This window comes from Nonomuraea sp. NPDC003560 (assembly GCF_042878785.1).
Lineage (GTDB): Bacteria > Actinomycetota > Actinomycetes > Streptosporangiales > Streptosporangiaceae > Nonomuraea.
Genome location: NZ_JBIAOF010000003.1, coordinates 360,772 through 374,055 on the forward strand (window position 1 = coordinate 360,772; position 13,284 = coordinate 374,055).

General features: G+C 69.8%; 13 protein-coding genes. 7 read left to right on the forward strand and 6 right to left on the reverse strand.

Annotated elements, in window-relative coordinates:
• Positions 1 to 190: 190 nt before the first annotated feature.
• Genes treZ through glgX form a run of 3 tightly spaced genes read right to left on the reverse strand, consistent with a single transcriptional unit; the run spans position 191 to position 6,162 of the window.
• Positions 191 to 1,936 carry a malto-oligosyltrehalose trehalohydrolase gene (gene treZ, locus ACFYUV_RS12585; protein WP_387668081.1) on the reverse strand — a complete coding sequence of 582 codons (1,746 nt, stop codon included), beginning with the start codon at positions 1,934 to 1,936 and terminating at the stop codon, positions 191 to 193.
• On the reverse strand, positions 1,926 to 4,076 hold the full coding sequence (gene treY / locus ACFYUV_RS12590) for a malto-oligosyltrehalose synthase (RefSeq protein WP_387668083.1): 2,151 nt from the start codon (positions 4,074 to 4,076) through the stop codon (positions 1,926 to 1,928). The genes treZ and treY overlap by 11 nt, the downstream gene beginning before the upstream one ends.
• Positions 4,069 to 6,162: a glycogen debranching protein GlgX gene (gene glgX / locus ACFYUV_RS12595; protein WP_352349923.1), complete on the reverse strand. Its 2,094-nt coding sequence runs from the start codon at positions 6,160 to 6,162 to the stop codon at positions 4,069 to 4,071. The genes treY and glgX overlap by 8 nt, the downstream gene beginning before the upstream one ends.
• 604 nt (positions 6,163 to 6,766) lie before the next feature.
• On the opposite strand from glgX, the gene ACFYUV_RS12600 reads away from it, so the two are divergent.
• From ACFYUV_RS12600 to ACFYUV_RS12620, 5 genes are all read left to right on the forward strand, one after another.
• Positions 6,767 to 7,615 (forward strand): helix-turn-helix domain-containing protein, encoded by an 849-nt coding sequence (locus tag ACFYUV_RS12600; RefSeq protein WP_387668086.1) that lies wholly within the window; start codon positions 6,767 to 6,769, stop codon positions 7,613 to 7,615.
• Between the two features lie 220 nt (positions 7,616 to 7,835).
• Positions 7,836 to 8,039: a DUF397 domain-containing protein gene (locus tag ACFYUV_RS12605; RefSeq protein WP_352349919.1), complete on the forward strand. Its 204-nt coding sequence runs from the start codon at positions 7,836 to 7,838 to the stop codon at positions 8,037 to 8,039.
• A 164-nt stretch (positions 8,040 to 8,203) separates the two neighbouring features.
• Positions 8,204 to 8,419, forward strand: a complete 216-nt coding sequence (locus tag ACFYUV_RS12610; protein ID WP_387668089.1) for a DUF397 domain-containing protein — start codon at positions 8,204 to 8,206, stop codon at positions 8,417 to 8,419.
• A gap of 80 nt (positions 8,420 to 8,499) precedes the next feature.
• The gene (mscL, locus tag ACFYUV_RS12615; RefSeq protein ID WP_352349915.1) at positions 8,500 to 8,919 is read left to right on the forward strand and encodes a large conductance mechanosensitive channel protein MscL; all 420 of its coding nucleotides are present in this window, start codon (positions 8,500 to 8,502) and stop codon (positions 8,917 to 8,919) included.
• A gap of 67 nt (positions 8,920 to 8,986) precedes the next feature.
• Positions 8,987 to 9,565: a hypothetical protein gene (locus ACFYUV_RS12620; RefSeq protein ID WP_387668092.1), complete on the forward strand. Its 579-nt coding sequence runs from the start codon at positions 8,987 to 8,989 to the stop codon at positions 9,563 to 9,565.
• Here the strand turns inward: ACFYUV_RS12620 and ACFYUV_RS12625 are convergent.
• Complete coding sequence (locus tag ACFYUV_RS12625; protein WP_387668095.1) at positions 9,556 to 10,473, reverse strand: threonine/serine dehydratase; 918 nt, start codon at positions 10,471 to 10,473, stop codon at positions 9,556 to 9,558. The genes ACFYUV_RS12620 and ACFYUV_RS12625 overlap by 10 nt on opposite strands.
• Positions 10,474 to 10,539: 66 nt before the next feature.
• Here ACFYUV_RS12625 and pip point away from each other — a divergent pair, with 66 nt between their 5' ends.
• On the forward strand, positions 10,540 to 11,499 hold the full coding sequence (gene pip, locus ACFYUV_RS12630) for a prolyl aminopeptidase (protein WP_358283358.1): 960 nt from the start codon (positions 10,540 to 10,542) through the stop codon (positions 11,497 to 11,499).
• Here pip and ACFYUV_RS12635 read toward each other — a convergent pair.
• Entirely contained in the window at positions 11,465 to 12,013 is a 549-nt protein-coding gene (locus ACFYUV_RS12635; protein WP_358283356.1) for a phosphatase PAP2 family protein, read from the reverse strand. The two genes, pip and ACFYUV_RS12635, sit on opposite strands and share 35 nt — an antisense overlap.
• An 86-nt stretch (positions 12,014 to 12,099) precedes the next feature.
• Positions 12,100 to 12,402 carry a hypothetical protein gene (locus tag ACFYUV_RS12640; protein ID WP_358283354.1) on the reverse strand — a complete coding sequence of 101 codons (303 nt, stop codon included), beginning with the start codon at positions 12,400 to 12,402 and terminating at the stop codon, positions 12,100 to 12,102.
• Between the two features lie 79 nt (positions 12,403 to 12,481).
• On the opposite strand from ACFYUV_RS12640, the gene ACFYUV_RS12645 reads away from it, so the two are divergent.
• On the forward strand, positions 12,482 to 13,276 hold the full coding sequence (locus ACFYUV_RS12645) for a universal stress protein (protein ID WP_352349903.1): 795 nt from the start codon (positions 12,482 to 12,484) through the stop codon (positions 13,274 to 13,276).
• Positions 13,277 to 13,284: the final 8 nt, after the last annotated feature.

The following is a 13,284-nucleotide window of genomic DNA, read 5'->3' on the forward strand; positions in this document are numbered from 1 at the left end:
CTTCGAAAACGTGGTGAGGCACCCAGGATCCGGAACCGGGCCGGCCACGGTGCGGCCGAACGGGGTTCTGGGGACGAACCCGCCGACCGGCCCCCACCCTGTGGACAACCACCGGGAAGGCGGAGACAGGAGATTCAGGGGCTGGCGCGGGTGAGGGCGGAGGTCAGACCGGGAGGCGAAGGCCGTCCGGTCAGGGGGCGAGGGGGGAGGCGGAGGGGCTTCGGTCAGGGAGGGTGCGGGTGATGGCGAGGGTTTGGCCGGGGAGGCGGAGGCCGTCCGGGCCGGCGGCGACCGGGTCGTCCGAGGCCAGGAGGAGGGTGGCGCCCGCCGGCGGCAACGTCAGCGTCTCCGGGGAGAAGTTGACGCTGACGCACACCGTCCCGCGCCACATGACCAGCCACCTGCCCTCCGGGTCAGCCTCCACCCGCACCCGGTCCAGCCGCGGATCCGACAGCTCGGGCAGCGCCTTGCGCAGCGCGATGAGGTCCCGGTACCAGCACAGCAGGGACCAGTTCTCCTCCTCCTTCAGCTCGCTCCAGTCCAGCTTGGAACGGAGGAACGCCTCCTCGTCGGACGGGTTCGGCGCGTCCCAGGCGTACCCGAAGCCGTCGAACTCGCGCTCGCGCCGCGTCCCCTCGCTCTCCCGCAGCTCGGGCTCCACGTGGTCGGAGAAGAACAGGAACGGCGTGCCGGCCCCCCACTCCTCCCCCATGAACAACATCGGCGTGAACGGCGAGGTCAGCAGCAAACCGGCCCCGAGCCTGAGCGCGGACACGGGCAGGCGGTCGCCGCCGGGCCGGTTGCCGATCTGGTCGTGGTTCTGCAGGCAGGCGACCAGCCGGTGGCCGGGCACGCCGGTGAAGGGCTGCCCGTGCGCCCGGTCGCGGAAGCTGGAGTAGCCGCCGTCGTGCAGCACGCCCCGGGTCAGCACCCTGGCCAGCGCCGACGGGTCGGCGAAGTCCTCGTAGTAGCCGTGGCTCTCGCCGCTCACGGCGGTGTGCAGGGCGTGGTGGACGTCGTCGTTCCACTGCGCGGTCATCCCCAGGCCGCCGGCCTCCAGCGGGCGTACCATGCGCGGGTCGTTGAGGTCGGACTCGGCGATCAGCGACAGCGGCCGGCCGAGCGAGCAGGCCAGCGCGTCGACCTCCTCCGACAGCTCGGCCAGCAGGTGGCGGGCGCGCCGGTCGTGCAGCGCGTGGACGGCGTCCAGCCGCAGCCCGTCGATGTGGTAGTCGCGCAGCCACTGGACGGCGTTGCCGACGAAGTACCGGCGGACCTCGTCGGACCCCGGCCCGTCCAGGTTGACCGCTTCGCCCCAATAGCTACCAGCAAAGCCGGAAAAATACGGACCAAAGGGGTGGAGGAAGTTGCCCGACGGCCCCAGGTGGTTGTAGACCACGTCCAGGATGACGCCGATCCCGGCCCGATGGCACGCGTCCACGAACGACTTCAGCCCGTCGGGCCCGCCGTACGTCTCGTTGACCGCGTAGAGGTCGACGCCGTCGTACCCCCAGTTGCGCCCGCCGGGGACGGGGGCGACCGGCATGATCTCCACGAAGTCCACGCAGAGCTCGACCAGGTGCTCCAGCCGCTCGATCGCCGCGGCGAACGTCCCCTCGCCGGTGAACGTGCCGACGTGCAGCTCGTAGATCACCGAACCGCGCAGGTCGCGGCCCTTCCAGTCATGGTCGGACCAGGTGAAGCGGTCGTGCTCGTAGACCGCGCTCGGCCCGAACACCCCCTCGGGCTGCCGCCGGGAGCGCGGGTCGGGGTAGGGCCCGCCGCCGTCGAGGACGAAGGCGTACCTGGTGCCGTGGCCGGCCTCGGCGACCTCGGCCCACCACCAGCCTCTCTCCCCCTGGGACATCGGCCGGCGTCCGTCCAGAACGTCGACCTCGACTGCCGTGGCCTTCGGTGCCCAGACCTCAAAGATCATGTCGCTCCAGCAGTGAGACGGGGTACTGATCGAGCAGCCGGGCCAGCGGAACCGTCCCCGAGTGCGGCTCGCCGGTGAGCAGGTCGCGCCAGGATCCGCCGGGCAGCGTCAAGGTGGTGTCGCCCCACACCGAGTGGCCGGCGACCGCGGAGCGGCGCGCGAGGCGTACCGGCAGCCTGGTGGCGACCGCCACCGCCCGCGGGCCCTCGCCCCGGGCGAAGGCGATCGCGTGCTCGGCCGCCTCCCCCTCCGCCCGCAGCGGCAGGTACGGCGCCGCGCCCCCGAGCCGCCTGCGCAGCCGCAACGCCTGCGTCGTGACCAGGAGCTTGGCGGCGTCCCAGGAGGTCTCGGGCTTGCGCGGGTACGTCACGGGCCGCCGGTTGTCCGGATCGACCAGCGAGAAGTCGGTGGTCTCGTTGCCCTGGTACACGTCGGGCACCCCGGGCATCATGAGCTGCACCAGCTTGGCCCCGAGCGAGTTCGACATCGCGAACGGCTCGATGCGCTCGGTGAACTCCTCCACCGGCAGCCGCACCGCGGCCTGCGCGAACTCCCGCAGCCGCCGCTCGTAGCCGGCGTCCGGACGCACCCACGAGATCGCGGTCTTGGCCTCGCGAGCCGCCTTGAGCAGGTAGTCGGTGAAGCGTTCCGCGGAGATCGGCCAGGCGGCCATGAGGTTCTGCCAGGCCAGGTAGTCGAGATGGGGGTCGAAGGAGAGCTCCCGCGACCACTCCGACACCACGGACGCCCACTCCCGCGGCATCTCCGACAACACCGACAACCGGGCCCGCACGTCCTCCGACCGCTTGGTGTCGTGCGTGGACAGGGTCGTCATCGTGTACGGGGACATCTCATCGCAGAAGTCGTGGAACTCCTCGACCGACACGCCGAACACGTCCGGCTCGCCGCCCACCTCGTTGAGGCACGACAGCGGGAACCACCGGTACAGCGCGGTGTCCTCCACGCCCTTGGCCATGACAGGCCCGCACGTCTGCTGGAAGCGCACGATCGCCTCCGGCGAGCCGTACAGGACCTCCCGGACGAGCGGCCGCACGGCAGGCGAGCACTCCGCGGCGGCCAGCTCGACGATCTCCACCGACTCGGGCGGCGGCTCCTCCCCCGGCACCAGGTACGCGCGGTAGAGCGGCATCGCGGCCAGCAGCTCCGACACCGCGGCGGGTGCGCAGCCGGTGACCCTGGCCAGCCGGTCGATCTCCGCCCCGAAGAACAGGTCGAGCACCTCGCGCTTGGCCTGCGTCATGACCGGACGGTAGTCGTCGGGCTGCCCGGTCAGCTCGCTGAACAGCCGGACCAGCGGCTCCTTGCCCGAGGGGTCGACGAACAGGCCGTTGACCCGGTTGAGCACCTCGTAGCCGGTCGTGCCGTCGCAGGCCCAGTCGGGCTGCAGCCGCTCGGGGCCGATGAGGATCTTCTCCACGACCGTCCAGGGGCCGCCGGTCCGCTCGCGCAGCCGGTCGAGGTAGCCGCGGGGGTCGGCCAGGCCGTCGGGGTGGTCGATGCGCAACCCGTCGACCAGGCCCTCGTCGAGCAGCCAGAAGATCACCTCGTGCGTGGCGGACAACACCGCCGGGTCCTCCACGCGCAGCCCGATCAGCGAGGAGACGTCGAAGAAGCGCCGGTAGCCGGGGCCCTCGCGCCAGTCGACCAGCCGGTAGTGGCCCGGGTGGGGGAAGGCGTGCTCGTGGTAGCGCAGGACGTCGCCGTCGACCACGGGCTCGGTGTCGTCGCCGAGCACCGGCAGCGCCACCTTCCCGTCCACCCACTCGATGTCGAACCAGTTCGCGTACGGCGAGGCGGGCCCGTCCTTGAGCACCGACCAGAACTGGGCGTTCATCGTGTTCATGTGGTTGGGCACGATGTCGATGACGATGCCCAGGTCGTGCGCGGCCAGTTCCTGGGCCATCTCGCGGAAGCCGGTGGCCCCGCCGAACTCCTCCCTGATCATGGAGTGGTCGACGACGTCGTAGCCGTGCCGCGAGCCGGGCGTGGCCTGGAGCACCGGCGACAGGTAGACGTGGCTGACGCCGAGGTCGCGCAGGTAGCCGGCGATCTCGGCGACCTGCGCGAAACCGAAGTCGGGGGTGAGCTGCACCCGGTACGTCGAGGCCGGCCTAGACACGGCGCAGCACCCGCACGCTGCGTCCGGGGACCTCGATCGCCTCGCCCGCGCGCACCATCCGCACGTCGAGCCTGATGGGCATCGCGGTGTCGATCTCGGTGTGCCACATCTCGCCGTAGTCCTGGGGGATCGTGAACTTGATCGTGTCGTGGTGGGCGTTGAACAGCAGCAGGAAGGAGTCGTCCCGGATCGGGCGGCCGCGCCGGTCGGGCTCGGTGATGGCGTCGCCGTTGAGGAAGACGGCCAGCGACTTGGCGTAGCCGACGTTCCAGTCGCTGTCGGTCATCTCCTCCCCGGACGGGGTGAGCCAGGCGATGTCGCTCAGCCCGCGGACCGGCCTGCCGTAGAAGAACCTCCTGCGCCGGAAGACCGGATGTTTCTTCCGCAGCGCCGCGAGCTCCTGGGTGAACTCCAGCAGCAGCCAGTTCTCCCTGATGTCGGACCAGTCGACCCAGGTCAGCTCGTTGTCCTGGCAGTAGCCGTTGTTGTTGCCCTTCTGGGTGCGGCCCAGTTCGTCGCCGTGCGAGAGCATCGGCACGCCCTGCGACAGGAACAACGTGGTGAGGAAGTTGCGTTTCTGCTGCTCGCGCAGCGACTCGATGGCCAGGCTCGCCGGGCCCTCCTCGCCGCAGTTCCACGACCGGTTGTCGTCGGTGCCGTCGCGGTTGCCCTCTTTGTTCGCCTCGTTGTGCTTGTCGTTGTACGCGACGAGATCCTGCAGGGTGAAGCCGTCGTGGCAGGTCACGAAGTTGATGGAGGCGGCCGGGCGGCGGCTGTCGTCCTTGTACAGGTCGCTGGACCCGGTGAGGCGGGAGCCGAACTCGGGCAGCGTGGCGGCCTGCCCGCGCCACAGGTCGCGGATCGTGTCGCGGTAGCGGCCGTTCCACTCGGTCCAGCGCGAGGGGAAGTTGCCGACCTGGTAGCCGCCGGGGCCGACGTCCCAGGGCTCGGCGATGAGCTTGACCTGCGACAACACCGGGTCCTGCTGCACCAGGTCGAAGAACGCGCTCAGCCGGTCGACCTCGTGCAGCTCGCGGGCGAGGGTGGAGGCGAGGTCGAAGCGGAACCCGTCGACGTGCATCTCGATGACCCAGTAGCGGAGCGAGTCCATGATCATCTGAAGGACGTGCGGCGAGCGCATGAGCAGGCTGTTGCCGGTGCCGGTGGTGTCGACGTAGTAGCGCTTGTCGTTCTCGACCAGGCGGTAGTAGTTGCTGTTGTCGATGCCCCTGAACCCCAGCGTCGGCCCCAGGTGGTTGCCCTCGGCGGTGTGGTTGTAGACGACGTCGAGGATGACCTCGATGCCCGCCTCGTGCAGGCTGCGCACCATGGCCTTGAACTCCAGCACCTGCCCGCCGCGCTGCCCGGTGCTGGAGTAGCGGTTGTGCGGGGCGAAGAATCCGATGGAGTTGTAGCCCCAGTAGTTGGACAGGCCGCGCTGCTCCAGGATGTGGTCGGTGACGAACTGGTGCACCGGCATCAGCTCCAGCGCCGTCACGCCGAGCTTGGTGAGGTGGTCGAGGATCTCGGGGTGGCCGAGCGCCGCGTACGTGCCGCGCAGGTGCTTGGGGATCTTGGGATGGCTTATCGTCAGCCCGCGCACGTGGGCCTCGTAGATCACCGTGTCGTGGTACGGCGTCGCCGGCGGCCGGTCGTGCCCCCACCCGAAGAACGGGTTGATCACGATGGACCGCGGCACGTACGGGGAGGAGTCGGCGTCGTTGCGCGTGTCCGGCTGGCCGAACCGGTAGCCGTAGACCGCCTCGTGCCAGTCGACGCCGCCCTCGATCGCCATCGCGTACGGGTCGAGCAGCAGCTTGTTGGGGTTGCAGCGCAGCCCGCGCGCCGGCTCGTACGGCCCGTGCACGCGGTAGCCGTAACGCTGGCCGGGGCCGATGCCCGGCAGGTAACCGTGCCAGATGAACCCGTCGACCTCCGTGAGCGGCACCCGCGACTCGACGTTGTCCTCGTCGAACAGGCACAGCTCCACCGCCTGGGCGACCTCGGTGTAGAGCGAGAAGTTCGTGCCCGCGCCGTCGTACGTCGCCCCGAGAGGATAGGGGTCTCCAGGCCAGATCTCGATCATCGAGGCTCCCTTGCGGTCTCTCCCCATGTTCCGTTCCCCCGGTCCGCCGGACAAGGCCACCCTGTTCCTTCCCACGCGTCCGTCCGGAATACTCCGAAAAATCGAGTGAGCCGCCTCCGACGGCGCGGTGTCGAAGGCGGCTCACGTGTTCGGCCCGGTGGGGGTGCGGCGAGGTTCACGGATCCGGTGCGCGGCCCCCGCGCACCGGATCCACACCCGCGATCGGGCGACGCGACGCTGCGTCCCCGATCCCCCGCGATCAGGACGGTCGATCCTCGCTCTGGCAGGAGCGAACGATCGTCGCAGCCGGGCCGACGAGCCCCCGTCGGCCCAGCCTTATGTGACGGACGGCCTCTGGTGAGCCATCACGTCAGGGAATGAACGCGGCATTTCGATCTCTGGTGGTTTGATCAAATCAGCCCCAGGGCATCCCCCTCTCTTACGGCTTGGCTGACTTTTACCCTCCGACACCGGAAACCCACCCCGAATTGGCACTTGCCATAGGAACGTGCCGGTGACGATTACCTACCGCACATGCCTTCGAAACCGAACCCGGGGGTACGCTCCGGGGCAACCGGCCACCGCGCGGGAAGGGAGTGCGGCGATGACCATCCCCAACCCGACGCTCCGCCAGCGGCAACTGGCGATGCGCTTACGCGAACTGCGCAACGAGAAGAACCTCAGCATCGCCGAGGTCGCCCAGCTCCTCCTGTGCTCCCCGGCCAAGATCAGCCGGATCGAGACCGCCCAGCGCGGCGTCAGCCTGCGCGACGTGCGCGACCTGTGCCGCCTGTACGAGGTCTCCCCCGCCGAGTCCGCCCAGCTCATGACGCTGGCCAAGGACGCCAGGCAGAAGGAGTGGTGGCAGTTCTACGACAACCGCGAGCTGCGGCAGATGCTCGGCCTGGAGGCGGAGGCCAGCGCCATCACCGAGTACGAGATCACCACCGTGCCCGGCCTGCTCCAGACCGAGGACTACGCCCGCGCCGTGATCCGCGGCTGGCTGCCCCGCATCGCGCCCGACGTGCTCGACGATCGGGTCAGGGTGCGGATGAAACGCCAGGAGTGGCTGCACCGGCACGACACCCTGCGCTACTGGGTCCTGCTGGACGAGTCGGTGCTCTACCGGCACGTGAGCAGCCGGCAGACCATGCGCGAACAGCTCGACCGGCTCATCGAGCTGAGCGAGCTGCCGCACGTCACCATCCAGGTGATCCCGTTCACGGCGGGGGCGCACGTGGGTTTCGACAGCACCTTCCGGCTCATGGAGTTCGACCATGACTCCGGCATCGCCGACACCATTTTCGTGGAACATCAAATGGGCCTTTTCTACCTGGAGGCCGATAAGGTGGTCCGGCGATTTCGCGAGATCATCGACCATCTGCGGGCCGAGGCCCTGGGCATCCAGGAATCGAAGCGGCGAATTACCGAGATGGCCGCAACCTTCGCTTAACACTTCGTCACGAGATCATCTCTTTTCTCCGGTCACCTGGCATGATGCCTCCGACACATCGGGACCTCGCTCCCGTGGCAAGTGCCAGGTGCTACTGTTCATCCATTGGGACACTTTCGCTCTCCACGTGAGATCGCCGGTGTCCGACCAACACTGTTCCAGCGCGCCCGGCGAGGTCCGACCGCCGCCGCGCCCATTGTCGATGCACGAGGGGGAGACAATGACGTCCCACCACCCTGACGTCCAGGCGGGTCCGCGGTGGCGGGCCGCGTCGCGCTGCAACAACGGAGAATGCGTCGAGGTCGCGTTGCTGTCCGCCGGCGAGATCGGCGTGCGGGACAACAAGAACCCGGCCGGCCCCGTCCTCACGTTCAGCGCCCGGGAATGGGACGCGTTCCTGCACGGAATACGTCAGTCCGGCTGAGCGCGCGGCGCTTTTTTCCGGCGGTCGTCCCCACGGACGCCCGCCTTTTGTTTTGTCCGGCGCCGGCGGTTGCACTGCCCCTTTTGTCGCCTGGTCATCCTCTGCTGTCAAGGTAAAATCACCTTCGGCTCAATACCTCTACAGCCGCCTTCAGGAGGTAATGGATGAAACGCCCACCTGCCCTTGACCAGGCACGCTGGCAACGGTGCAACAATGGCGACTGCGTCGAGGTCACCATGCTCGCCGACCGGGTCTGGGTGCGGGGAAGTCAGGACGCCAGCGGTGCCGTCCTGTCGTTCACCACCGACGAGTGGGCCGCGTTCCTCGACGGCGTGCGGCGCGGCCGCTTCGATCTCGAACGGCTCGCGCCCCAGGTCTGACCGGCCACGACGTTCTCCATCGGGCTCTGTCGGGGGCCATCGGGGTTTCAGGCCGCGGCCCCCGGCAATATGCCGACTCCATGGGCGGTTTCAAGAAGTTCTTACTCCGAGGCAACATCGTCGAGCTGGCCGTCGCCGTCATCGTCGGGGCGACCTTCAGCGGGCTCGTCCAGGCACTGGTCACCGATCTCATCACCCCGCTCATCGGCGCGGTGACCGGCGGCCGGCAGCCGAACTTCGCCGAATACTCCTTCACGATCAACGGCAGCCAGTTCAAGTACGGCGACTTCCTCAACCACCTGCTGACCTTCCTGGTCATCGCGGCGGTCGTCTACTGGCTGGTCGTGGCCCCGATGACGCGGCTGATCCACCTGTTCGACCGCGACAAGGCGGCGACGACCAAGGAGTGCCCCGAGTGCCTGTCCGACATCCCCGCCGAGGCCAGCCGGTGCGCCCATTGCACGGTGGAGCTGGTGCCCCAGTCCGAGAAACCGCGCTGAACCGTACATCACGGACTCTTGACCCCAGTGGCGCACCGGCACGGTGGACGTTCGGCAAGATGGACCGATGAGCGTTGAGTTGATGGTCTGGGACGAGCCCGTGCCGATCAGCAGGGATCAGGCCCGGACCACGTATCTGGCGGTGAAGCGGAGCGACCCCGTCGAGGGGGACGTGCCCGACGTCGCCAAGGAGCTGCCCGGGCAGGTCACCCTGTACCCCGGGCACGTCCTGGTGACGATGGACCTGGACACGATGGACGAGAGCTCGGCCCAGGTGTTCACCACCGCCCGCGCGCACGGCCTGGTCTGCTACGACCCCCAGCGCGACCTGGTGCACAACGTGGCCCCGCTCGGCGTGTACGAGGGCATGCAGCTCCACACCGGCGACGGGATGGTCGTGCACGACCCCGACCTCGGGCTGGTCCAGGACGTCCTGGCCACCCTGTCGCCGCAGAACCCGTTCGTCGCCCTGGTGAACTTCGGCCGGCACTTCCTCCAGGTGTCCCCCGGCTACGAGCTGGAGTACAAGGAGGGCGCGATGGTCCGCGCGGTGGTGCCCGAGCTGGCCGAGGTGCAGCAGGCCTTCCAGGAGTACGCCACCGGCGAGCGCGGCTTCCTCACCCGCCACGCCTGGGCTCAGGCGTAGACCTGGGCGAACAGCTCCGGATCGACGTTCCCCCCGGACAGCACGGCCACCGTGCGCCCGGCGGGGACGCGGCCCGACAGCAGGGCGGCCGTGGTCGCCGCGCCGCTGGGCTCGGCCACCAGCCGGGCCGTGCGCGCGATGTGCCGCATGGCCGCCCGCAGCTCGTCCTCCGAGACGGTCACGATGCCTTCGAGGTGCTCGCGCAGGTGGGCGAAGGTCAGCTCGGACACCTGGTTCACGCGCAGCCCGTCGGCGATGGTCCGGAACGTGCGGGTGGTCTCCCAGGCGACCACGTGCCCGGCCGCCAGGCTCTCGGCGGCGTCGGCGGCCAGCTCGGGCTCCACGCCGTACACGCGGACGTCGGGCCGCAGCGCCTTGACCGCCGCCGCCACGCCGGCGGCCAGCCCGCCGCCGCTGACCGGCACGAGCACCGCCTCGACGTCCGGCAGGTCCTCGACGATCTCCAGCCCGATCGTGCCCTGCCCGGCGATGATCGCGCGGTGGTCGTAGGGCGGCACCAGCGTCAGGCCGCGCTCGCCGGCCAGCCGCTCGGCCGTCACCTCGCGCTGGTCGGGCGGCACGACCACCAGCTCGGCGCCCCATCCCTCGATCGCCGCCGCCTTGACCGCCGGGGTGCCCTCGGGCACGACGACCACGCACGGCACGCCGAACTGCGCCGCCGCGAACGCCAGCGCCTGGCCGTGGTTGCCGGAGGAGTGCGTGACGACGCCGGCCGGACGCAGCGACGCCAGCGCGTTGTAGGCGCCGCGGATCTTGAACGACCCGACCGGCTGCAGGCTCTCGGGCTTCAGCCACGCCTCGCCCATCCTGAGGAGCGGCGTGCGCACCGCGGTTCCGTTGATCCGCCCGGCCGCCGCGCGGATGTCGTCGATCGTCACCAGGTCCATACGGTCACTCTAGGCGCGGACCGGCACAATTCGGCCGGCTCCTGCTCCATGGCAGGATCGCGAGACATGAGAACTCTGTACCCGCCCATCGAACCCTACGAGTCCGGCCTGCTCGACGTGGGTGACGGCAACCAGATCTACTGGGAGGTCTGCGGCAACCCCGACGGAAAGCCGGCCGTCATGCTGCACGGCGGGCCGGGCGCCGGGTGCAGCGCCAACCACCGCCGGCAGTGGAACCCCGAGCTGTACCGCATCGTCCTGTTCGACCAGCGCAACTGCGGGCGCAGCCTGCCGCACGCCAGCACGCCGGGCACGTCGCTGGCCGCCAACACCACCTGGAACCTGGTGGCCGACATGGAACGGCTGCGTGAGCACCTGGGCATCGAGCGGTGGCAGGTGTTCGGCGGGTCGTGGGGCAGCGCGCTGTCGCTGGCCTACGCCCAGACGCACCCCGACCGTACGACCGAGCTGGTGCTGCGGGGCATCTTCACGCTGCGCCCGCACGAGCTGCGCTGGTTCTACCAGGAGGGCGCGAGCTACCTGTTCCCCGACCTGTGGGAGTCGTACCTGGCGCCGATCCCCGTCGAGGAGCGCGGCGACCTCATGGCCGCCTACCGCGCCCGGCTCGAAGGCGACGACGACGCGGTCCGGCTGGCGGCGGCCAAGGCGTGGTCGCAGTGGGAGGGCGCCACGATCACGCTGCTGCCCGACCCGAGCCTGGTGGCGGAGTTCGGCGAGGACAAGATGGCGGTGTCGTTCGCCAGGATCGAGAACCACTACTTCCACCACGGCGGCTGGTTCGAGCCCGAGCAGCTCATCAGGGACGTCGACCGCGTCCGGCACATCCCTGCCGTGATCATCCAGGGCCGCTACGACGCCTGCACGCCCATGGCCACCGCCTGGGACCTGCACAAGGCCTGGCCCGAGGCCGACTTCCAGGTGGTGCACGACGCCGGGCACGCGGCGACCGAGCCCGGCATCGTCGACCGGCTCATCGCGGCGACAGACGGCTTCGCGCGAGCCTGACCGCGGGGGTGACCGCGCCGACCAGCAGCAGCGCGAACAGCGGCGCGAGCACCAGGCCGAGCAGGAAGCCGCCGGCCACGTCGTGCGGGTAGTGCACGCCGACGAACACCCGGGAGAAGCCCATCAGGGCGGCCAGCGGCAGCACCACCCAGGCCAGGGCGCGCCAGACCAGGATGAGCGTGCCCGCCGCCCCGGCGGCGATGACGGTGTGGTTGCTGGGGAAGGACCAGTCCGTGGAGGGCGGGCAGGCCGCGATCGTGGCGATGCCGCCGCGGCACGGCCGGTCCTCCCGGACCAGCAGCTTCACGCCCTCGCTCACGATGTACGCGCCCACCACCCCGGCCGGACCGGCGATGGCGAGCGCGAGGTCGCGGGCGGGGGCCTGGCGGGCCCGCCACCAGCACACGAGGAACAGCGCCGCGAAGATGAACAGGCCGGCGTCCGTGCCGAACTCGGCGAGGGCGTGCAGCCACCCGGGCGTGGTCAGAGCGAAGTCGACGATGTCGCGGTACACAGGTGTCCAATCCGTGAACGGGTAGTGGACACGACCTTATGAACTTTGATCGTCAAATGCTTCGACCGAAAGGGCGATTCCGGTCCTTACCCAAGATACTGGCGCACGAGGAGGGCGCGCCTCTGCTCCAGCTCGCCTTCGGTGATGAGGCCGCGGTCGAACGCCTCGGCGGTGGCGTCCCGCTCGGCCATGTAGTACGCGGCCATGATCTCGCTGCGCAGCGGGGTGAAGCCGCGCTCCACGCAGTCGGAGAAGACGGTGACCTTCTGCTCGACGACGCCGGCGGGGACGGTGCACGTCAGGTCGTGCGCCTTGAGGTGCTGAACCGCTTCACGAAGGGTGACCGGGCCGAGGGACCCGTTGAAACGGGTGTCAAGGGTGATCTTCACTGTTTTTACGCCTCCAATCGTTGCAAACGCATCGACAGAGACCGCGTATTCCCAGTTCAGAGCGGGTAAGGAGGCAAACGTGATCGGAGAGCACGTGATCGTCGGCTACAGCAACGACCCCGGTGGGCGGGACGCCCTCGCGCTCGGGGCCGCCATCACCCGGCTGACCGGGGGCGAGCTCACGGTGGCGTCGATCTATCCCCCGGGCAGCCCGGGGCTGGCCGTCGAGGCCCAGGCCAACCTGGCGCACGCGGGTGAGGAACTGGGCGTCGTCCCGGCCGAGTACATGGCGTTCGAGAGCCGGGGCACCGGCCGCGGGCTGTCGGTGCTGGCCAGCAGGATCAGGGCCGACCTGATCGTGGTCGGCTCGGCGAGCGGCGGCCAGTACGGCCGCATCGCCGTCGGCAGCACCGCCGACCACCTGCTGCACCTGTCGCCGGAGGCGGTGATGCTGGCGCCCTCGGGCTACGTGCCGCCCGACGAGCCCGCCCGGCTCACCCTGGCCTACGTCCACCGGCCGCAGTGCGACGCGGCGGTCGAGCGGGTGGCCCAGGCGGCGCTGCGGCTCGACGTGCCGCTCCGGCTGATCACCCTGGACCTGCGCACCGAGAACCAGGGCAAGCTGCGCGACGACCTCGCCCTGGCCGTACGGCTGGCCTGGGAGAGCACCGGCATCGAGGCCGAGTCGGAGGTGGCCGAGGGCCACGACGTGCAGGCCGCGCTCAAGGACGTCGAGTGGCTGCCCGGCGAGCTGCTGGTCTGCGCCGCCGGCGAGGACGCCCAGCCCCACCGGGTGTTCCTGGGCGAGCTGGCGATGAAGGTGCTGCGGTCGTCGTCCTGCCCGGTCACCGTGCTGCCGCGGGGGTTCTCCTAAGCTTCTGG

What these genes read in the sequence shown, in the direction of transcription:
- treZ (WP_387668081.1), bottom strand. Translation starts at nt 1,936, where the DNA reads ATGATCTTTGAGGTCTGGGCACCGAAGGCCACGGCAGTCGAGGTCGAC.
- glgX (WP_352349923.1), bottom strand. Translation starts at nt 6,162, where the DNA reads ATGATCGAGATCTGGCCTGGAGACCCCTATCCTCTCGGGGCGACGTAC.
- ACFYUV_RS12600 (WP_387668086.1), top strand. Translation starts at nt 6,767, where the DNA reads ATGACCATCCCCAACCCGACGCTCCGCCAGCGGCAACTGGCGATGCGC.
- ACFYUV_RS12605 (WP_352349919.1), top strand. Translation starts at nt 7,836, where the DNA reads ATGACGTCCCACCACCCTGACGTCCAGGCGGGTCCGCGGTGGCGGGCC.
- ACFYUV_RS12610 (WP_387668089.1), top strand. Translation starts at nt 8,204, where the DNA reads ATGAAACGCCCACCTGCCCTTGACCAGGCACGCTGGCAACGGTGCAAC.
- mscL (WP_352349915.1), top strand. Translation starts at nt 8,500, where the DNA reads ATGGGCGGTTTCAAGAAGTTCTTACTCCGAGGCAACATCGTCGAGCTG.
- ACFYUV_RS12620 (WP_387668092.1), top strand. Translation starts at nt 8,987, where the DNA reads ATGAGCGTTGAGTTGATGGTCTGGGACGAGCCCGTGCCGATCAGCAGG.
- ACFYUV_RS12625 (WP_387668095.1), bottom strand. Translation starts at nt 10,473, where the DNA reads ATGGACCTGGTGACGATCGACGACATCCGCGCGGCGGCCGGGCGGATC.
- pip (WP_358283358.1), top strand. Translation starts at nt 10,540, where the DNA reads ATGAGAACTCTGTACCCGCCCATCGAACCCTACGAGTCCGGCCTGCTC.